General features: G+C 72.1%; 15 protein-coding genes and 1 pseudogene. 13 read left to right on the forward strand and 3 right to left on the reverse strand.

Annotated elements, in window-relative coordinates; genetic code table 11:
• Nucleotides 1–159: 159 nt before the first annotated feature.
• The 3 genes from IO24_RS0132700 (at nucleotide 160) to IO24_RS0132710 (ending at nucleotide 3,302) form a co-directional block, all read left to right on the forward strand.
• Nucleotides 160–1,131 carry an aldo/keto reductase gene (locus IO24_RS0132700; protein ID WP_031142091.1) on the forward strand — a complete coding sequence of 324 codons (972 nt, stop codon included), beginning with the start codon at nucleotides 160–162 and terminating at the stop codon, nucleotides 1,129–1,131.
• An 87-nt stretch (nucleotides 1,132–1,218) separates the two neighbouring features.
• Nucleotides 1,219–1,770, forward strand: a complete 552-nt coding sequence (locus IO24_RS0132705; RefSeq protein WP_031142093.1) for a TetR/AcrR family transcriptional regulator — start codon at nucleotides 1,219–1,221, stop codon at nucleotides 1,768–1,770.
• Entirely contained in the window at nucleotides 1,767–3,302 is a 1,536-nt protein-coding gene (locus IO24_RS0132710; RefSeq protein WP_031142095.1) for an MFS transporter, read from the forward strand. Before IO24_RS0132705 ends, IO24_RS0132710 begins: the two co-directional genes overlap by 4 nt.
• Before the next feature lie 413 nt (nucleotides 3,303–3,715).
• Here the strand turns inward: IO24_RS0132710 and IO24_RS0132715 are convergent, their stop codons facing one another.
• Nucleotides 3,716–4,390 carry a lysophospholipid acyltransferase family protein gene (locus IO24_RS0132715; protein WP_031142097.1) on the reverse strand — a complete coding sequence of 225 codons (675 nt, stop codon included), beginning with the start codon at nucleotides 4,388–4,390 and terminating at the stop codon, nucleotides 3,716–3,718.
• A 386-nt stretch (nucleotides 4,391–4,776) separates the two neighbouring features.
• Between IO24_RS0132715 and IO24_RS0132720 the strand changes: the two genes are divergently transcribed.
• The 3 genes from IO24_RS0132720 to IO24_RS0132730 all read left to right on the forward strand — a co-directional run bounded on the left by IO24_RS0132720 (nucleotide 4,777) and on the right by IO24_RS0132730 (nucleotide 7,077).
• Nucleotides 4,777–5,937, forward strand: coding sequence for a glycerophosphodiester phosphodiesterase (locus IO24_RS0132720; RefSeq protein WP_031142099.1), 1,161 nt, complete (start codon nucleotides 4,777–4,779; stop codon nucleotides 5,935–5,937).
• 90 nt (nucleotides 5,938–6,027) lie between these two features.
• Nucleotides 6,028–6,522, forward strand: coding sequence for an RNA polymerase sigma factor (locus IO24_RS0132725; protein ID WP_031142101.1), 495 nt, complete (start codon nucleotides 6,028–6,030; stop codon nucleotides 6,520–6,522).
• Between the two features lie 57 nt (nucleotides 6,523–6,579).
• On the forward strand, nucleotides 6,580–7,077 hold the full coding sequence (locus tag IO24_RS0132730; protein WP_031142103.1) for a GNAT family N-acetyltransferase: 498 nt from the start codon (nucleotides 6,580–6,582) through the stop codon (nucleotides 7,075–7,077).
• Between the two features lie 68 nt (nucleotides 7,078–7,145).
• Here IO24_RS0132730 and IO24_RS0132735 read toward each other — a convergent pair whose 3' ends face one another.
• Nucleotides 7,146–7,574 carry a hypothetical protein gene (locus IO24_RS0132735; protein WP_031142105.1) on the reverse strand — a complete coding sequence of 143 codons (429 nt, stop codon included), beginning with the start codon at nucleotides 7,572–7,574 and terminating at the stop codon, nucleotides 7,146–7,148.
• A complete protein-coding gene (locus tag IO24_RS0132740) occupies nucleotides 7,555–7,914 on the reverse strand; it encodes a hypothetical protein (RefSeq protein ID WP_031142107.1) in 360 nt (119 codons plus the stop codon). Before IO24_RS0132740 ends, IO24_RS0132735 begins: the two co-directional genes overlap by 20 nt.
• Nucleotides 7,915–7,983: 69 nt before the next feature.
• Between IO24_RS0132740 and IO24_RS0132745 the strand changes: the two genes are divergently transcribed.
• The 7 genes and pseudogenes from IO24_RS0132745 to IO24_RS44675 all read left to right on the forward strand — a co-directional run.
• Nucleotides 7,984–8,634 carry an HAD family hydrolase gene (locus IO24_RS0132745; protein ID WP_031142109.1) on the forward strand — a complete coding sequence of 217 codons (651 nt, stop codon included), beginning with the start codon at nucleotides 7,984–7,986 and terminating at the stop codon, nucleotides 8,632–8,634.
• Nucleotides 8,635–9,011: 377 nt separating this feature from the next.
• Nucleotides 9,012–10,046 (forward strand): methionine ABC transporter ATP-binding protein, encoded by a 1,035-nt coding sequence (locus tag IO24_RS0132750; RefSeq protein WP_031142111.1) that lies wholly within the window; start codon nucleotides 9,012–9,014, stop codon nucleotides 10,044–10,046.
• Nucleotides 10,043–10,750, forward strand: coding sequence for a methionine ABC transporter permease (locus tag IO24_RS0132755; RefSeq protein WP_031142113.1), 708 nt, complete (start codon nucleotides 10,043–10,045; stop codon nucleotides 10,748–10,750). Before IO24_RS0132750 ends, IO24_RS0132755 begins: the two co-directional genes overlap by 4 nt.
• Nucleotides 10,751–10,866: 116 nt before the next feature.
• On the forward strand, nucleotides 10,867–11,694 hold the full coding sequence (locus IO24_RS0132760) for a MetQ/NlpA family ABC transporter substrate-binding protein (RefSeq protein ID WP_031142115.1): 828 nt from the start codon (nucleotides 10,867–10,869) through the stop codon (nucleotides 11,692–11,694).
• Nucleotides 11,695–11,834: 140 nt separating this feature from the next.
• Nucleotides 11,835–12,467, forward strand: coding sequence for a GNAT family N-acetyltransferase (locus IO24_RS0132765; protein WP_031142117.1), 633 nt, complete (start codon nucleotides 11,835–11,837; stop codon nucleotides 12,465–12,467).
• 145 nt (nucleotides 12,468–12,612) lie between these two features.
• Nucleotides 12,613–13,833: a precorrin-6y C5,15-methyltransferase (decarboxylating) subunit CbiE gene (cbiE, locus tag IO24_RS0132770; RefSeq protein WP_031142119.1), complete on the forward strand. Its 1,221-nt coding sequence runs from the start codon at nucleotides 12,613–12,615 to the stop codon at nucleotides 13,831–13,833.
• 367 nt (nucleotides 13,834–14,200) lie between these two features.
• Nucleotides 14,201–16,298, forward strand: a pseudogene (locus tag IO24_RS44675) (nicotinate-nucleotide--dimethylbenzimidazole phosphoribosyltransferase); the annotation flags it as partial.

Below are 16,298 nucleotides of genomic sequence, written 5' to 3' on the forward strand. Positions count from 1 at the left end.
AGGGGCGCGGGGCTGTATCCATGTGCGGCTCCGCCGCGTGGGCGCGAGAAACCACGCAACCCGCACCCGCAGACACACAGCAAGCCCCGAGCTCAGAGGCGAAGGTCATCCCGGGGGTTACGTTGGTCGAAAGCCGCAGCCGACCGAACGGAGCCGACGATGCCCTTCGCCCGCCTGGCCACAGCGACAACCCCCACCTGCCACATCGGCCTCGGCCTCGCCGCCGTCGGACGCCCCGGCTACATCAACCTCGGCCGGGACGAAGACCTCGGAGACGACCGCAGCGTCGAAACGCTCCGGGCTCGCACCCATGAGCTCCTGGACGCCGCCTACGCACAAGGCGTCCGCTACTTCGACGCCGCCCGCTCCTACGGCCGCTCCGAGGAGTTCCTCGCCGACTGGCTCAAGGACAGGCCCGGCCCGGACGACATCGTCGTAGGCAGCAAGTGGGGCTACACCTACACCGCCGACTGGTCCACGGACGCCGAGAAGCACGAGGTCAAGGACCACACCCTCGCCACCTACGAACGGCAGCGCGCGGAGAGCGATGCCCTGCTCGGCGACCGGATCGACCTCTACCAGATCCACTCGGTGACCCCGGACAGCCCGGCCCTCACCGACAAGGAACTGCACGCGAAGCTCGCGGAAGCCGCCGCACAGGGCCTCACCGTCGGCTTCTCCACCAGTGGTCCCGCCCAGGCGGAGGCGATCCGCGCGGCCCTCGCCGTGACGGTCGACGGCGAACCCCTCTTCCGTACCGTGCAGTCCACGTACAACGCGCTGGAGACCTCCGCCGCCCCCGCCCTCGCCGAGGCGCACGACGCCGGGCTCACCGTGATCGTCAAGGAGGGCATGGCCAACGGCCGGCTGGCCGGCCCGCACGCCCCGGCCGTGATGAAGGACATCGCCGAGCGGACCGGGCTGGGCTGCGACGCGGTCGCCCTGGCCGTGATCCTCCGGCAGCCCTGGGCCGGTGTCGTCCTCTCCGGCGCGGCCACCGTCAACCAGCTCGCCTCGAACCTGCACGCGGCCGTCGTCGACCTCGACGACGACCAGCTGAGCCGCCTCGCCACGCTCGTGGAGGAGCCGCACGCGTACTGGGAGCGTCGCGCGCAGCTGCCCTGGCACTGATCACTCCGTCACCCCACTCGCACGCAGCCGTGAGTCACGCATGCCCCGGGTGAGACATCTGTGTCTAATATGGATTATGCTTGTCTCATGGCCTTCGATCCTGAGCACGTGCTGCGCGCCGCCGCGGCCCTGCTGACCCGCAAATCCACCGCGACCATGGACGAGGTCGCCAAGGCCGCCGGGATCAGCCGCGCCACGCTGCACCGTCACTTCGCCGGACGTGACGCCCTCGTCCGGGCCCTGGAGGCGCTCGGCATCGCGGAGTGCGAGGCCGCGCTGGACGCGGCCCGGCTCGACGAGGGCACGGCCAGCGAGGCCGTCCGCCGGCTGGTCGGGGCCATCGAGCCCGCCGCCGGACTGCTCGGGTTCCTCTACACCGAGAACCAGCTGTTCGAGGGCGAGGAGCAGAACGCGGGCTGGACCCTGATCGACGACCGGATCTCCGCCCTGTTCCGGCGCGGCCAGCTCAGCGGCGAGTTCCGCATCGACCTCACGCCGGCCTGGCTCACCGAGGCGCTCTACGGCCTGCTGGCCTCCGGCGCCTGGATGGTGCAGAGCGGCAAGGGCGCCCCCAAGGACTTCCAGCACATGATCGTCGAGCTGCTGCTCGGCGGCGCACTACGGAGAGAGGAATCATGACCAGCACCCTGCAGCCGGCCGAGACAGCCGAGGCGGTGACGCGCCCGGGCCGCTGGCTCGCGCTCGGCGTACTCGTGCTCGCCGTGCTGCTGGTGGCCGTCGACGCGACCGTCCTCGGTCTCGCGACGCCCTACATCAGCGAGGACCTCGAGCCCTCCGGCACGCAGCTGCTGTGGATCGGCGACGTCTACTCGTTCGTCATCGCCGGTCTGCTCGTCTCCATGGGCAGCCTCGGCGACCGGATCGGCCGCAAGCGGATCCTGCTGATCGGTGCCACCGCGTTCGGCGCGATATCCGTCTTCAACGCCTACGCCACCACCCCCGAGATGATGATCGTCGCGCGGGCGCTGCTCGGCGTCGCCGGCGCGACCCTGATGCCGGCCACCCTCGCCCTGATCCGCAACCTCTTCCACGACCCGCGCGAGCGCAGTCTCGCCGTCGGCATCTGGGGCGCCACCGCCTCCGCCGGTACGGCCGTCGGCCCGATCGTCGGCGGGTTCCTGCTCGAGCACTTCTGGTGGGGCTCGGTCTTCCTGATCAACCTGCCCGTGATGGCCGTGCTGGTCGTGGTGGGGATCAAGCTGCTGCCCGAGTCGCGGACCGCGAACCCCGGCCCCTGGGACCTGGCCGGCGTCGTGCTGTCACTGGTCGGGATGATCGGCATCGTGTACGCGATCAAGGAGGCCGCCACCCACGGCTTCTCGTGGAGCACCCTGGCCGCCGGCCTGCTGGGCGGGGCCGCCCTGTACGGGTTCGTCCGCCGTCAGCTCAGGCTGCCGACACCGCTGCTGGACATGCGGCTGTTCCGCAACCGCGGCTTCAGCGGGGCGGTGCTGGCCGATCTGCTGACCATCCTCGGCCTGTCCGGCCTGGTGTTCTTCCTGTCGCAGTACCTGCAACTCGTCCAGGGCAGGAGCCCCTTCGAGGCGGGCCTGGCCGAACTGCCCGCCGCGATCGGCGCGGTGGTGGCGGGCCTGCTCGCGGGGCGTGTGGCACGCCGCTTCTCGGTGCGGGCCGTGGTCTCCGGCGGTCTCGCGGCGATCGGCCTCGCGCTGGCCGCGCTCACGGTGATCGGCCAGTCCACCGGCTATCCGCTGCTCGGGGCCGCGCTGCTGGTGGTGGGTGTCGGTGCCGGATTCTCGTTCACCGTCACCGCCGACGTGATCCTCTCCAGCGTGCCCAAGGAACAGGCCGGCTCCGCGTCCGCCGTGTCCGAGACGGCGTACGAACTGGGTGCCGCGCTCGGTATCGCCGTCCTGGGCTCCATCGTGACGGGCGTCTACCGCGACTTCACCGGCCCCGCGGGCACCCCCGCCGCCGCCCACGAGTCGCTGGGCGGGGCCGTCGAGGCCGCCGCGGGCATGCCCGCGCACACCGCCGCGACCATGCTGGACGCCGCCCGCACGTCCTTCGTCGACGGCCTGGCCCTCGCGGCGGGCGTCGGAGCGGCGGTCCTGCTCGCCGCCGCGGCGGCCGCCTGGTTCCTGCTGCGGGGACAGCGGCTGGAGAGCGGCGCGGCGGAACACCCGTAGGCCCGCGGCCGGTGCGGTGCGGGGCCGGGGCCGCTCACCGCACCGCCCTCAAGCTCGTTTGCGCCTTCGCCAGATGGTCTCGGCTCGTACCGACGTCGGGCCGCACGGCCGAAGTGCCACCGACATGACACGTCGTACGGGGAAGGCGGTCGTCATCGTCCCGTCCTGGCCGTCGCCGGGCTCGCGGGCGGGGTGCCGCGCTCGCCTCCGACGGTGACGAGCGCCGCGCGAGCAGGTCAGGTCCGTCGTCGAGGCGCGGGTGGGGGAGGGCTCGACGTTCGTCCCGTGGTTCCCGGCGCCGGGCGACGGCCGAACGCATGGCGGCCCGCCGGACGAGGCGCCCCCGTCAGGGCAAGCCCCCCGGGGGTGCGGGGGCCGGCGCGACGGACCCCGGCCCCTGCGCAGCCGGCGAACTACGCGGCCTCTTTCGCCTTGCTCGCGTACATGTCCACGTACTCCTGACCGGACAGCCGCATGACCTCGGTCATCACCGAGTCGGTCACGGCCCGCAGCACGTACCGGTCCCGGTCCATCCCCTCGTACCGGGAGAACTCCATCGCCTCACCGAACCGCACGGTGACCTTGCCGGGGCGGGGCAGCCCCGCCCCGCCCGGCTGAAGCTTGTCCGTGCCGATCATGGCGAACGGCACCACGGGCGCACCCGTCATCAGGGTCAGCCGGGCGATTCCCGTCCGCCCCCGGTACAGCCGCCCGTCGGGCGACCGCGTTCCCTCCGGGTAGATGCCGAACATGCGGCCCTCCTCCAGCACCCGCCGCCCGGTCATCAGCGCGGCGACACCGCCCCGGCCGCCGTCACGATCCACCGGGATCATGCCGACGCCGGTGAAGAACCAGGCCATCAGCCGGCCCTTGAGGCCCTTGCCGGTGACGTACTCGTCCTTGCCGATGAAGACGACCTGACGGTCGCAGACCAGCGGCAGGATCATCGAGTCGATGAATGTCAGGTGGTTGCCGGCCAGGATGACCGGGCCATCGCCGGGAATGTGCTCCGCACCCTCCACCTGTGGGCGGAACATCAGGCGCATGATCGGGCCGAGCACTGCCTTGATGAGCGCGAAGCGGGACAACGGACCCTCCGGTGTCAAGGGGTTCTGTATGAGTCTGTGCAGGTGAGGACGATACTCGTGGCCCCGGGCATCGCGCACATCGGGCACGGCGACTTCACCGAGGCCTTACGCATTGTTGACGCGTGTTTACCTGCGGTGGTGTGTCGCCGAGGTCGGGTAACGCGGCCGACATGATGTGACGCACATCGCCCCGGGCACACCGGACGCGTTCCCAGAACGTCCTGACCGAATCGAACAGATACGACGAACCGTCAATTCGTCCTCCCCACCAGCCACTACGACATCCGACGTCACCCGCGTGTTCCGCCCGGGGTCTCCCACCCGTCATGTACGCGCCCCTACGATCGGCCCGCACCGACGAGCCGAACGAACCAGGGAGGGCGCTCATGGGAACGCAGGAGTCGAACGAAGAAACGAGCGGTACCGGACGGCGGGCCCTGCTCGGCGCGGCGGTGCTCGGCGCCGGGGGAGCGGTCCTCGGCACGGCCGGCACGGCGCGAGCGGACGGCACCCGGCACGGCGGCGGACCGAGAAGCCTGCCCAAGCCGACGATCATCGGCCACCGCGGCGCCAGCGGCTACCGCCCGGAGCACACCTTCGGTTCGTACCAGCTGGCCCTCGACCTGGGCGCCGACATCGTCGAGGCGGGCGACCTGGTCCCCACGAAGGACGGGCACCTGGTCTGCCGTCACGAGCCGGAGATCGGCGGCACCACGGACGTGGCCGACCACCCCGAATTCGCCGGCCGCAAGAAGACCAAGCTGCTCGACGGCGTCTCCACCACCGGCTGGTTCACCGAGGACTTCACCCTCGCTGAGCTGAAGACGCTGCGCGCGGTCGAGCGCATCCCGGCCAACCGCCCGCACAACACGCTCTACAACGGCCGCTGGGAGATCCCCACCTTCGAGGAGGTCCTCAGGTGGCAGGACGAACAGACCCGCAAGCGCGGCAAGCAGGTGTGGATCTACCCCGAGCTCAAGCACCCCACCTACTTCCGCAAGCAGGGCCTCCCGCTCGAGGAGCGCGTCGCCAAGCTGCTGCGCAAGTACCGCAAGGACCGGCGCAGCTCCCCGGTCATCCTCCAGTCCTTCGAGCCGACCAGCGTCCAGCGTCTGCACAGGCTCGTCGACAACCCGCTGGTCGTCCTGCTGTCCTCCGCGGACTCCCGCCCCTGGGACTTCGTCGAGACCGGCGACCCGCGCACGGTCGCCGACCTGGTCGAGCCGGCCGGCCTCAGGGAGATCGCCTCCTACGCGCAGGGCATCGGCCCGACCCTGGACCTGGTCATCCCGCGCGACGCCCAAGGCAACCTCACCCGGCCGACGACGCTCGTCTCCGACGCGCACAAGGTGGGCCTGATCCTGCACCCGTACACCCTGCGCAACGAGAACCCCTTCCTGCCCGCGAACTTCCGCAAGGGCACGGACGCGGACGCCTACGGTGACGTCTTCGGCGCCTACCAGGCGTACTTCGCGACCGGCATCGACGGCGTCTTCACCGACCAGCCCGACACCGGTCTGCTGGCCCGCGAGGACTTCAACGCCTGAGCTCGTCAACAGCTGAGCCCACGCCCCCCGGTCGAGTGAGCTCGGGCCGTCCGGGCAACCCGCAGCCCGGGCGGCCGCGTCGCTCCGCATATGACGCACGACCTGGTCGCCGCCCTGCGCCCGCTGCTCACCGCCGAGGCCTCCGCGGAGGCATATTCCACCGGAACCGAGCCGGGCGACCTGGAGCAGGCGGTCTGGCTCCGCCTGCTGGAGCGCCTCGACACCGAGGGCCCGCCGCCCGACCCGCAGCAGTGGCTCCGCCGCGCCGTCCGCTCCGAGGCGCGCCGCACCCGCCGTACGAGCCGCCTCGAACGGCCGTACGCCGGTGAACCGGTCGACGACCCGGACCGCGGCCCCGAGCAGCTCGCCCTTGCCGCGGCCCGCGGCCGGGCCCTGCGCGAGGCCGTGCGCCGCCTCCCGGGCCGCTGCCCCCGGCTCATGGAGGCCCTGCTCTCGCCGGAGGACCCGACATACCGGGAAATCGCAGGGGAGTTGGGTATCTCACAGGGGAGTCTTGGTCCGGAACGTTCCAGATGCCTGGGATGTCTCCGGAGATTGCTCACGCCGGAGGTTGCGGCCCGCTGAGGACGGGGATAGGAGTGGGGGACGACAGGTGATCAGATGAGCGGGAGGCGTGCGCACATGGGCATGAGCGTGACCATCTCTGCGGCGACCGAGCAGGACGCGGAGCAGATCTTCAGACTGCAGTACCTGTGCTTCCAGCCGGAGGCGGCGCTGTACGGCAACTACCGCATCGACCCGCTCGTCCAAACCCTCGACTCGGTCCGCGAGGAGGTCACCCGCGACTGCGTCTTCGTGGCCCGCCTCGGCGAGGAGGTCGTCGGCTCGGTCCGCGGCTCGGTCACCGAGGACGGCGCCGCCGCGATCGGCAAGCTCTGCGTCCACCCCCGCCTCCAGGGCCACGGCATCGGCGCCCGCCTCCTCCGAGCGGCCGAAACGGCCCTCGCCGGCCAGCGCGGCGCCACCCGCTTCCGCCTCCACACCGGCCACCGCAACGAGGGCAACCTCCGCCTCTACCGCAAGGTCGGCTACGAGACGGTGGGCACGTCCCAGGGCGCCGACGGCATTCCGATGATCGTCCTGGAGAAGCCGGCCGGCACCTACGCGGCGACGGCTTGATCTTCGCCCTGAGGGGTGCGGGGAACTGCGCGAGCAACCACACACGGCCCGCGGCCGCCTGACGAACCTCAGGCGGCACCCTCCCGAGGCGTACCCTTCCGCAACCAGTAGATGGCGGACAGCGGCAAGAGCACGGGAATGAAGAGGTACCCCATCCCGAAGTCGGACCACACGGTCGCGTCCGGGAAGGCGGACGGCTCGACCAAGGTCCAGGTCCCCACCGTCAGCACCCCCACCAACTCGGCGACACAGCAGGCAAGGGCGATCCTCCGCGCCGTCTCCCCACCCCGCACCAGCGAGTACGTGATGAACCCGTACACGACACCGGCCACCGCCGACAGCGCATACGCCAGCGGCGCCCGGTCGAACTCCGTCGCGATCTGATACGCGGACCGTGACACCGCCCCCACGACCATCACGCCGTACAGCCACACCAGCAGCGTGCCCGGCCCACTGGCCAGCCGCCGTCGGCCCACCTCAGCCTCCCCAGATGTCATAGAGCCGCACCTCCAGCACCGCCAGCACCACACCGCTCGCGGCCACCGTCACCGAACCCCACCGGGTCCGCTCGGCCAGCGACATGAACGCCGCCGCCGGGACGCACGCGAACGCCCCCAGCAGATACGCCACGAAGATCGTCGTGCCCTGCTCCGGCTCCTCGCCCCGCGCCAGCAGCACGATGCCGGCCACCAGCTGGATCAGCGACAGCAGCGTGACGACGGCCATCCCGATGAAGTGCCAGTCCTTCGTCGGCTGGTCGCGGTAGGCCGCCCAGCCGCACCATGCGGCGAGCAGCAGCGCGGCGACGCCGGTCGCCGGCATCAGGGCAGTCAGCATGCAGCGACCTTATTACGGCCGAAAAGGCCCCCTGCTTCCGGCCCTGGCCTGCACCGTAGGGTCGAGGACATGACGATCCACGCGCAGGCCCTGCTCTTCGACAACGACGGAACCCTCGTCTCCTCCCTCGCCTCGGTGGACCGCTGCTGGACGCGGTGGGCCGGGGAGTACGGGATCACGGCCGAGGAGTTCGCGCGGGTCGAGCTGCACGGCCGGCCGGCCGCCGAGATAGCCGCCGACCTGCTGCCCGCCGAGGTCGTGCCGCAGGCCGTCGCGCGGATCGAGGACCTGGAGGTGGACGACGTACCCAACGGCGGTGTGCACCTGCTGCCGGGCACCCGGGCCCTCCTCGACGTCCTGCCGGCCGACCGCTGGGCCGTCGTCACCTCGGCCACCCGGCGGCTGGCCGAGGCCCGGCTCGACGCCGTCGGCATCCTGCCCAAGACGCTCGTCGCCGCCGACGACATCACGCGCGGCAAGCCCGACCCCGAGCCCTACCTCCTGGCCGCCCGCGCGCTCGGGGTCGACCCCGCGCACTGCGTCGTCTTCGAGGACGCCCCCGCGGGCCTGGCGTCCGGACGGGCCGCCGGCATGACCACCGTGGCGTTGACCACAACCCACCGGGCCCACGAACTCCAGGCCGATCTGGTCGTCGAGAACCTGTCGGCCCTGTCCGCACTGGTCACCGAGCAGGGCGTGGAAATCTCCCTCAACGGCTGACAGCGCCCGGCTCCGTCCACCGCTGTCCAGCATCCGGACAACGGAGGGCCGGTCAGGACCGTACGCATGTTTTACTGACGGCATGACCACGACGAGCGACCGCATCCCCGCGACCGAGGCGACCATGACGCCCGGTGCTCGTTGTATGTGTCGAATGTGCGCCTTCTAGAGGGCCCCCGCACCACCCCCCTGAGCTCGCGCCCCGAAGCGAGACAGCGGCCTGTCCGCACGCCCTGAGCGCTGCGTGACCCGAAGCCGCCCCGCGCACATGTTCTCCCCGGTTCCACTCCCCAGCGAGAACCGTGTCGCGTCCCTGACCGAATGCACCTGTGCCCGGGCACACCCACGCCCGCGCACTCGACAGTGACGGAATCCCAGTGATCACCACCTCGGGCCTGACCAAGGTCTACCGTTCACGCGGCCGCGAGGTCACCGCCCTGGACGGCGTCGACCTGCACGTCCGCGAAGGCGAGGTGTACGGCGTCATCGGCCAGTCCGGCGCCGGCAAGTCCTCGCTCATCCGCTGCGTCAACCTGCTGGAGCGGCCCACCTCCGGCACCGTGACCGTCGCCGGGCAGGACCTCACCGCCCTGGCCGGCCGCGGCCCGCGCGCGGGAAGGGAACTGCGGCAGGCCCGCAGCCGTATCGGCATGGTCTTCCAGCACTTCAACCTGCTGTCCTCCCGAACCGTCCAGGACAACGTCGAGCTGCCGCTGGAGATCCTCGGGAAGTCCGGGCAGGAGCGCTCCCGCAAGGCACTGGAACTGCTCGACCTGGTCGGCCTCGCCGACAAGGCCAAGGCCTACCCCGCCCAGCTCTCCGGCGGTCAGAAGCAGCGGGTCGGCATCGCCCGGGCGCTCGCCGGCGACCCGAAGGTGCTGCTGTCCGACGAGGCGACCAGCGCCCTCGACCCGGAGACCACTCGCTCGATCCTGGCGCTGCTGCGCGATCTGAACCGGCAGCTCGGCCTGACCGTCCTGCTCATCACCCACGAGATGGACGTCGTGAAGTCGGTCTGCGACTCGGCCGCGCTGATGGAGAACGGCCGCATCGTCGAGTCCGGCACGGTCACCGAGCTCCTCGCGACCCCCGGCTCCGAGCTGGCCGCCGCGCTGTTCCCGCTCGGCGGCGAGGCCACCGGCGAGGACCGCACCGTCGTCGACGTCACCTTCCAGGGCGAGAGCGCCACCCAGCCCGTCATCTCGCAGCTCGCCCGCACCTACAACATCGACATATCGATCCTCGGCGCCGCCATCGACACCGTCGGCGGCCTCCAGGTCGGCCGGATGCGCATCGAACTGCCCGGCCGCTACGAGGACAACGTCGTGCCGATCGGCTTCCTGCGGGAACGGGGCCTCCAGATCGACGTCCTCGGCCATGAGTCCGAACTGGTGAAGGAGAGTGCCAAGTGACCTGGACCGAGATGCAGCCCCTGCTGGAGCAGGCGTGTTGGGACACGCTCTACATGGTCGGCTGGTCCACGCTCATCGCCGTCCTCGGCGGACTGCCGCTCGGCATCCTGCTGGTCCTCACCGACCGCGGAGGCCTGCTCCAGAACCTCGCCGCGAACAAGGTCATCGGGCAGGTCGTGAACATCGCCCGCTCCCTGCCGTTCATCATCCTGATGGTCGCGCTGATGGGCTTCACCCGCTCGATCACCGGGACGACCATCGGCGTCGAGGCTGCCATCGTGCCGCTCGCCGTCGGCGCCATCCCCTTCTTCGCGCGTCTGGTCGAGACGGCCGTCCGCGAAGTGGACCACGGGCTCGTCGAGGCCGTGCAGTCCATGGGCGGCAACACCTGGACCATCGTCCGCAAGGTCCTGGTCCCCGAGTCGCTGCCGTCGCTGATCTCCAGCACCACCACCACGGTCGTCGCCCTCATCGGCTACTCCGCCATGGCGGGCACCGTCGGCGCCGGAGGCCTCGGAGACATCGCCATCCGCTACGGCTACCAGCGCTTCGAGACCCAGCTGATGTGGATCACCGTCGCGATCCTCGCCGTCGTCATCTCGGTCATCCAGTTCGCCGGCGACTACGCGGCCCGCTCCCTGCACCGCCGCGGCGCCCACTCGGGCCCCGCCCCGAAACTGCGGCTGCTCAAAGCCGCCTCCTGACCCCCCGTTCGCCCACCCGTCGCCCGACCGCCACCCCTCAACGACGGCGCTTCGCGCCGCCACCCCTTGATTCAGGGGCCGCACCACCCGCAAGGTCATAAGGAAAGGCACTTTTCGTGCGTAACACCGCCAAGATCACCACTGCCGTCCTCGCCGCCGGAGCCCTCACCCTCGGGCTCAGCGCCTGCGGCGCGGGCAAGGACGCCTCCGACACGTCCGGCCCGCTGGTCGTCGCCGCGAGCCCTGTCCCGCACGGCGAGATCCTCAACTTCGTCAAGGACAACCTGGCGAAGAAGGAGGGCCTCGACCTGGAGGTCAAGGAGTTCACGGACTACACGTCGCAGAACCCCGCGACGCAGGACGGCTCCGTCGGTGCCAACTACTTCCAGAACAAGCCGTACCTCGACGAGTACAACGAGAAGAACGGCACCGACATCGTGCCCGTCGTCACGGTCCACCTGGAGCCCCTCGGCCTCTACTCCCACAAGGTCAAGAAGGCCGACGGCCTGAAGAGCGGTGCGACCGTCGCGGTCCCCAACGACACGGTCAACGAGGCCCGCGCCCTCAAGCTCCTCGCCGCCCACGGCCTCATCACCCTCAAGGAGGGTGTCGGCAACGCGGCGACCCCCGCCGACATCACCAAGAACCCCAAGAACCTCAAGTTCAAGGAGCTGGAGGCGGCCCAGACCCCGCGCTCCCTCGACGACGTGGACGCCGCCGTCGTCAACGGCAACTACGCCATCGAGTCCGACCTCAAGCCGTCCGAGGACGCCCTCGTCCTGGAGTCCCCGAAGAACAACCCGTACGGCAACTTCCTCGCCGTGAAGAAGGGCCAGGAGGACGACCCGCGGGTGAAGAAGCTCGCGAAGCTCCTCACCTCGCCCGAGGTGAAGAAGTTCATCGAGGACAAGTACACCGACGGCTCCGTGCTCGCCTCCTTCTGAGCCCACGCCCGGCACTCGCGCACAGGGGCCCTCACCCCACCCGGTGGGGTGAGGGCCCGTGATGCGGACGAGTGCTTTCATGCTGCATGCTGGGCAGTTCAGCATGCCCTGAAGGTTCACCGAAGGTTACGGAGCGGCGGATGACGAGCACCTTCCCCAACATCTCCATCAGCACGGAGCGGTTGGTGCTGCGTCCCCTCGACGAAGACGACGTCGCGGCCCTGGCCGCGATGATGAACGACGAACAGGTGGCGGCCTGGACCTCCGTCCCCCAGCCGTTCACGGAGAGCGGCGCCCGCACCTGGATCACCGAGTACGCCCCCGCGCAGCGCACCGAGGGACACGGAATCGACTTCGCCGTCACCGAGTTCCTCACCCAGCGCCTGGTCGGCGTCATCCGGCTCGGCAAGACCAACTGGCACGTACGCTCCACGGAGCTGTCGTACATCATCGCCCCCTGGGCCCGCGGCGAGGGCTACGCCTCCGAGGCCGCCCTGGCCACCGCCCAGTGGCTCCTGGGCGACCAGAAGTTCGAGCGCATCGAGCTGCGCACGGCGGCCGACAACACCGCCTCACAGCAGGTCGCCCAGAAGATCGGCTGCATCAGCGAGGGCGTGCTGCGCAACGCCTGTATAGCCCGGGCCCGTGCCGAGGACGGCACATGGAACGACGTACGCACCGACTTCATCGTCTGGAGCCTGCTCCCCGAGGACCTGGAAGGCGTGGGCGACCAGCTCCGCGACGGCTTCACGTCCTTCGGCGACTGGAACTGACCGGAACCACCCGGAGGACGACGGCGGCGACGACGCCGGCGCCCCGTCCGGCAGCTCCACCGGGTACCCTCACGGAGCCCGCCCCCGGGCTGCTCCCCACAACGCCACGCAGACGACCTGCGAAAACCCCTGGAGACTGACGACGATGGCCGACCGGGTCACGGTGATCGGCTGGGACGGTTCGCCGCTGACCGCTGCGGCGAGCGCCGCCCTGGGTGCCGCCACGCTCGTGGCCGGTGCCGCCCACCACCTGGCGCTGCCCGAGGTCCCCGCCGGCGCCGAGCGCATCCGCCTCGGCAGTGTCGCCCTCGCCGCCCGCCGCATCGCCGGCCACCGCGGCACGGCCGTCGTGCTCGCCGACGGCGATCCCGGGTTCTTCGGTGTCGTACGCACCCTGCGCGCCCCCGAGTTCGGCCTCGAGGTGGAGGTCGTCCCCGCCGTCTCCTCCGTCGCCGCCGCCTTCGCCCGCGCCGGCATGCCCTGGGACGACGCACAGGTGGTCGTCGCACACCCCCGCACCCTGCGACGCGCGGTCAATGTATGCCGCGCCCACACCAAGGTGGCGGTCCTCACCTCACCCGGCGCCGGCCCCGCCGAACTCGGCCTGCTCCTCGAAGGGGTCCACCGCTCCTTCGTCATCTGCGAGGAACTCGGCACCGCCCGCGAACGCGTCACCGTCGTCACCTCCGACAAGGCCGCCGACCACTCCTGGCGCGACCCCAACGTCGTCATCGTCCTCGGCGGCCCGACCCGGCCCGGCACCGCGGGGGAGGCCGGCGGCTGGATCTCCGGCCGCGACCCGTCCGCCGGACCGCGCGGCTGGACCCTGCCCGCCGACGTGTACGGCCCGGATCTCGGCGAGGGCGAGACCCAGCTGCTGCGTGCCTCCCAACTCGCCCACCTGGGGCCCCGGCTCGGCGACCTCGTGTGGGACATCGGCTGCGGCAGCGGCGCCTTCGCCGTCGAGGCCGCCCGCGCCGGCGCCGCCGTCCTCGCCGTCGACAGCGACCTGAACGCCTGCGCCCGCACCGACGCCGCCGCCCGCCGCCTCGGCGTCCAGCTCCAGATCGTGCACGGCACCGCCCCGCACATCCTGGAGAACCTCCCCGAACCGGACGTCGTCCGCGTCGGCGCCGGGGGAGCGGCCGTCGTCTCAGCGGTCGCCGACCGCCGCCCGCAGCGCATCGTCACGCACGCCGCCACCCGCGACGCCGCCGAACTCATCGGCCGCGACCTGACCGAGCACGGCTACGGCGTCGAGTGCGCCCTGCTGCAGTCCGTCGAACTCGACACCCGGGCCTGGACGGAGAGGGAGCGGAGCGTCGCGTTCCTGCTCAGCGGCGTGCTGCCGCGGCGCGGTGCCTGATCCCGCCGCCGTCCCCGTGATCGGGTTGTCGTACTGCGCGCGGTAGGCTGGCCGATCGCTGCACCGCACAAGGACGCCCGGCGCTTCGTCGGTCAATGTCCGGAAAACCCGCCCGTTTTGGGGTGTGTGTGGTACGGCAGAACCGGAGGACGCGCAACGTGGCGCAGTCCACAGCGGAACCCTCGCGGATCAACCTGCCGAGAGGGTGGTACGGCCGCAACAATGCCAGTGAATGGCTTTGTCGCCTTTTCCGGGCGGACCGTTCGTGCCGCTGGGGACGCACGCTCGTTCTTCACTGCGGGGCGGTCGGTGCGCCGTTCCGGGCGAGCTGGTCGTAGGAGCACTAACCGATGGGCGAGGGGTACGCATGACCGACACCGGCCAGGTCCCGGGCGAGGGACTGCCGGAGAGCGCAGGCATGGTGGAGCAGCCGGGCGCCCCCGCGCACGGTGCGTACACCTACCTCTCCGAGACCACCGCCGAAGCCGAGGACGAAGACCTGCTGCTGTTGCCGGGCGCCCAGGGCGCCTGGGGCAACGAGGTCCCTCCGCCCGCGCCGGAGCCGGTCGTCGAGACCGTGCACCAGCCGGGCCCGCACGAGATCTCCGGCCGCGACAGCGGCTCGGTCGACCTCGGCGGCGTCCGTCTGCCGGACCCGCCGCCGATCCCGCCCATCACCCCGCGCCGGCCTCTGCACCTCGGCCCGCCGCTGCCCAACAGCTCCGCCAGCCCGGTCCGCTCCCTCGCCGACCGCGGCCCCGCGGACGCGCCCGTGCGGCAGCCGGCGCCGTCCGCCGCGGGCCCCGAGTACCTCGACGGCCCCCGCGCCCCCGAGATGCCCGCGCCGCCCGCCGCCCCCTGGGGCACACCGGCCACGCCCCCGGGACCGGTGAGCGCCGGGGCGGCGCCTGCGGAAACGGTTGTTCCGGCAACGGAACCGATGGGCACGGCCCAGGCGGTCGCGACCCACGTGACGACGGAGACCAGCCACACGACACCCCCGGCACCGGCCGAGGCCGGACAGGCCGCGGTGGGTGACCCTGTGGCGCCGGGCGTCGGCCCCGCAGAGGTTCGGGCAGCCGAGGCCGTTCAGACCCCTGCGGGTGACCCCGCGGGTGCGGGCGCCGCCCCGGACGGAGCCCAAGGGGCCGCCGCGGAGCAGGTCATGCCCACGGCACAGGGAGAAACCCCCGCTGACGTGGGTGTGGACGCGGCAGAGGGGCGGGTGGCCGCCGCCCAGGCCGGACTCGCCGCCGCCGGTGACGCCCCTGGTGCGGTCGAGGCCCAGGTGGCCGAGGCCGGGTACGCCCTTCCCGGGCAGGGTGCGGCGGTTGCGGTCGACCCCGCCGGAGCCGGTCCGGACGCTGGCCAGGCGGACGCCGCCGAGGCCGTAGCCGCCCCGGCACCGGTCGCGCCGTCGGCTTCCGGGCCCGGGCCGGTCGTGGACAGCTCTGTGCAGGGCGGTGAGCCTGCCGGTGTTTCCGCTGAGCCGTCCGTTGAGCCGTCCGTGCCGGACGCCTCCGGCGGACAGGGCCCGGCGGTGGCTGCCGAGCAGGCCGCGGCGCCGGCTCCCGCCCCGGAGGCCGGCCGGATCCCTGAAGCGGTCCCGTTCCCGGAGGCTGCCGCTGCCCCGGAGTTCGCCGCCGTCGCCCCGGCCGAGGCCGCTGGTGCACAGGCTCCCGCGCAGGTACCGGACGCTGCCGCTCATGCACCAGAAGCAGCAGCCCCTGAGGCCGTTGCGCAGATGCCGGCCGCGGGCGCTGCCCCGGAGGCCGCCGCACCGGAGCCGGCGGTGTCCGCCTCCGAGGCCGCCGAGCCGGAGCCGGACGTCACCGCCGGCGTCACTGCGCCCCACCCCCCGGCGGCAACTGACGCCGCGCCAGTCACGCAGGAGCCCCAGGTGACGGCTCCACAACCCGCCCCTCCCGGCCCTGAGGCCACCGGTCAGGTCGCCGTTGCCCCGGCCGCTGAGCCGGTCGGCCAGGAAGCGTCCGCGCCGTCCGCCGAGGCCGTGGCCACCTCTGAGCCCGCTCCGGCCGCTGAGCCGGTCGGTCAGGAAGCGTCCGCGCCGTCCGCCGAGGCCGTAGCGTCCGCGCCGCCCGTCGAGGCCGTCGCCACCCCCGAACCCACCCCGGCTGCCGCGTCCGTCGCCACCCCGACGCCAGACCCCGAGACCGTCGCCGCCCCGGCCCCGGCCCCGGCCCCGGCCCCGGCCCCGGCCTCGGCTCCCGAGGCTGTCGCCGCCCCGGCCCCGGATCCGGTAGCGCAGGCCGCCGTGCCGGCCGGCGACGCACTCGACCCTGTCGCGCCCGCCGCGCCCGCCGCGCCGGAGACCGCCCCCGAGGTGACCGCCCCGGATCAGCCCACCGCGGCGACAGCGCCCTCCGAGGCTCCCGTGCCCGCTCAAGCCCCCGAGGCCCCTGTGCCCGACCCCGCCCCCGAGGCCCCTGTGCCCGACCCCGCCC

This window comes from Streptomyces flavovariabilis, from assembly GCF_000725785.1.
Lineage (GTDB): Bacteria > Actinomycetota > Actinomycetes > Streptomycetales > Streptomycetaceae > Streptomyces > Streptomyces hawaiiensis.

What these genes read in the sequence shown, in the direction of transcription:
- IO24_RS0132700 (WP_031142091.1), top strand. Translation starts at nt 160, where the DNA reads ATGCCCTTCGCCCGCCTGGCCACAGCGACAACCCCCACCTGCCACATC.
- IO24_RS0132725 (WP_031142101.1), top strand. Translation starts at nt 6,028, where the DNA reads ATGACGCACGACCTGGTCGCCGCCCTGCGCCCGCTGCTCACCGCCGAG.
- IO24_RS0132735 (WP_031142105.1), bottom strand. Translation starts at nt 7,574, where the DNA reads ATGACATCTGGGGAGGCTGAGGTGGGCCGACGGCGGCTGGCCAGTGGG.
- cbiE (WP_031142119.1), top strand. Translation starts at nt 12,613, where the DNA reads ATGGCCGACCGGGTCACGGTGATCGGCTGGGACGGTTCGCCGCTGACC.
- IO24_RS0132710 (WP_031142095.1), top strand. Translation starts at nt 1,767, where the DNA reads ATGACCAGCACCCTGCAGCCGGCCGAGACAGCCGAGGCGGTGACGCGC.
- IO24_RS0132705 (WP_031142093.1), top strand. Translation starts at nt 1,219, where the DNA reads ATGGCCTTCGATCCTGAGCACGTGCTGCGCGCCGCCGCGGCCCTGCTG.
- IO24_RS0132765 (WP_031142117.1), top strand. Translation starts at nt 11,835, where the DNA reads ATGACGAGCACCTTCCCCAACATCTCCATCAGCACGGAGCGGTTGGTG.
- IO24_RS0132745 (WP_031142109.1), top strand. Translation starts at nt 7,984, where the DNA reads ATGACGATCCACGCGCAGGCCCTGCTCTTCGACAACGACGGAACCCTC.
- IO24_RS0132720 (WP_031142099.1), top strand. Translation starts at nt 4,777, where the DNA reads ATGGGAACGCAGGAGTCGAACGAAGAAACGAGCGGTACCGGACGGCGG.
- IO24_RS0132730 (WP_031142103.1), top strand. Translation starts at nt 6,580, where the DNA reads ATGGGCATGAGCGTGACCATCTCTGCGGCGACCGAGCAGGACGCGGAG.
- IO24_RS0132740 (WP_031142107.1), bottom strand. Translation starts at nt 7,914, where the DNA reads ATGCTGACTGCCCTGATGCCGGCGACCGGCGTCGCCGCGCTGCTGCTC.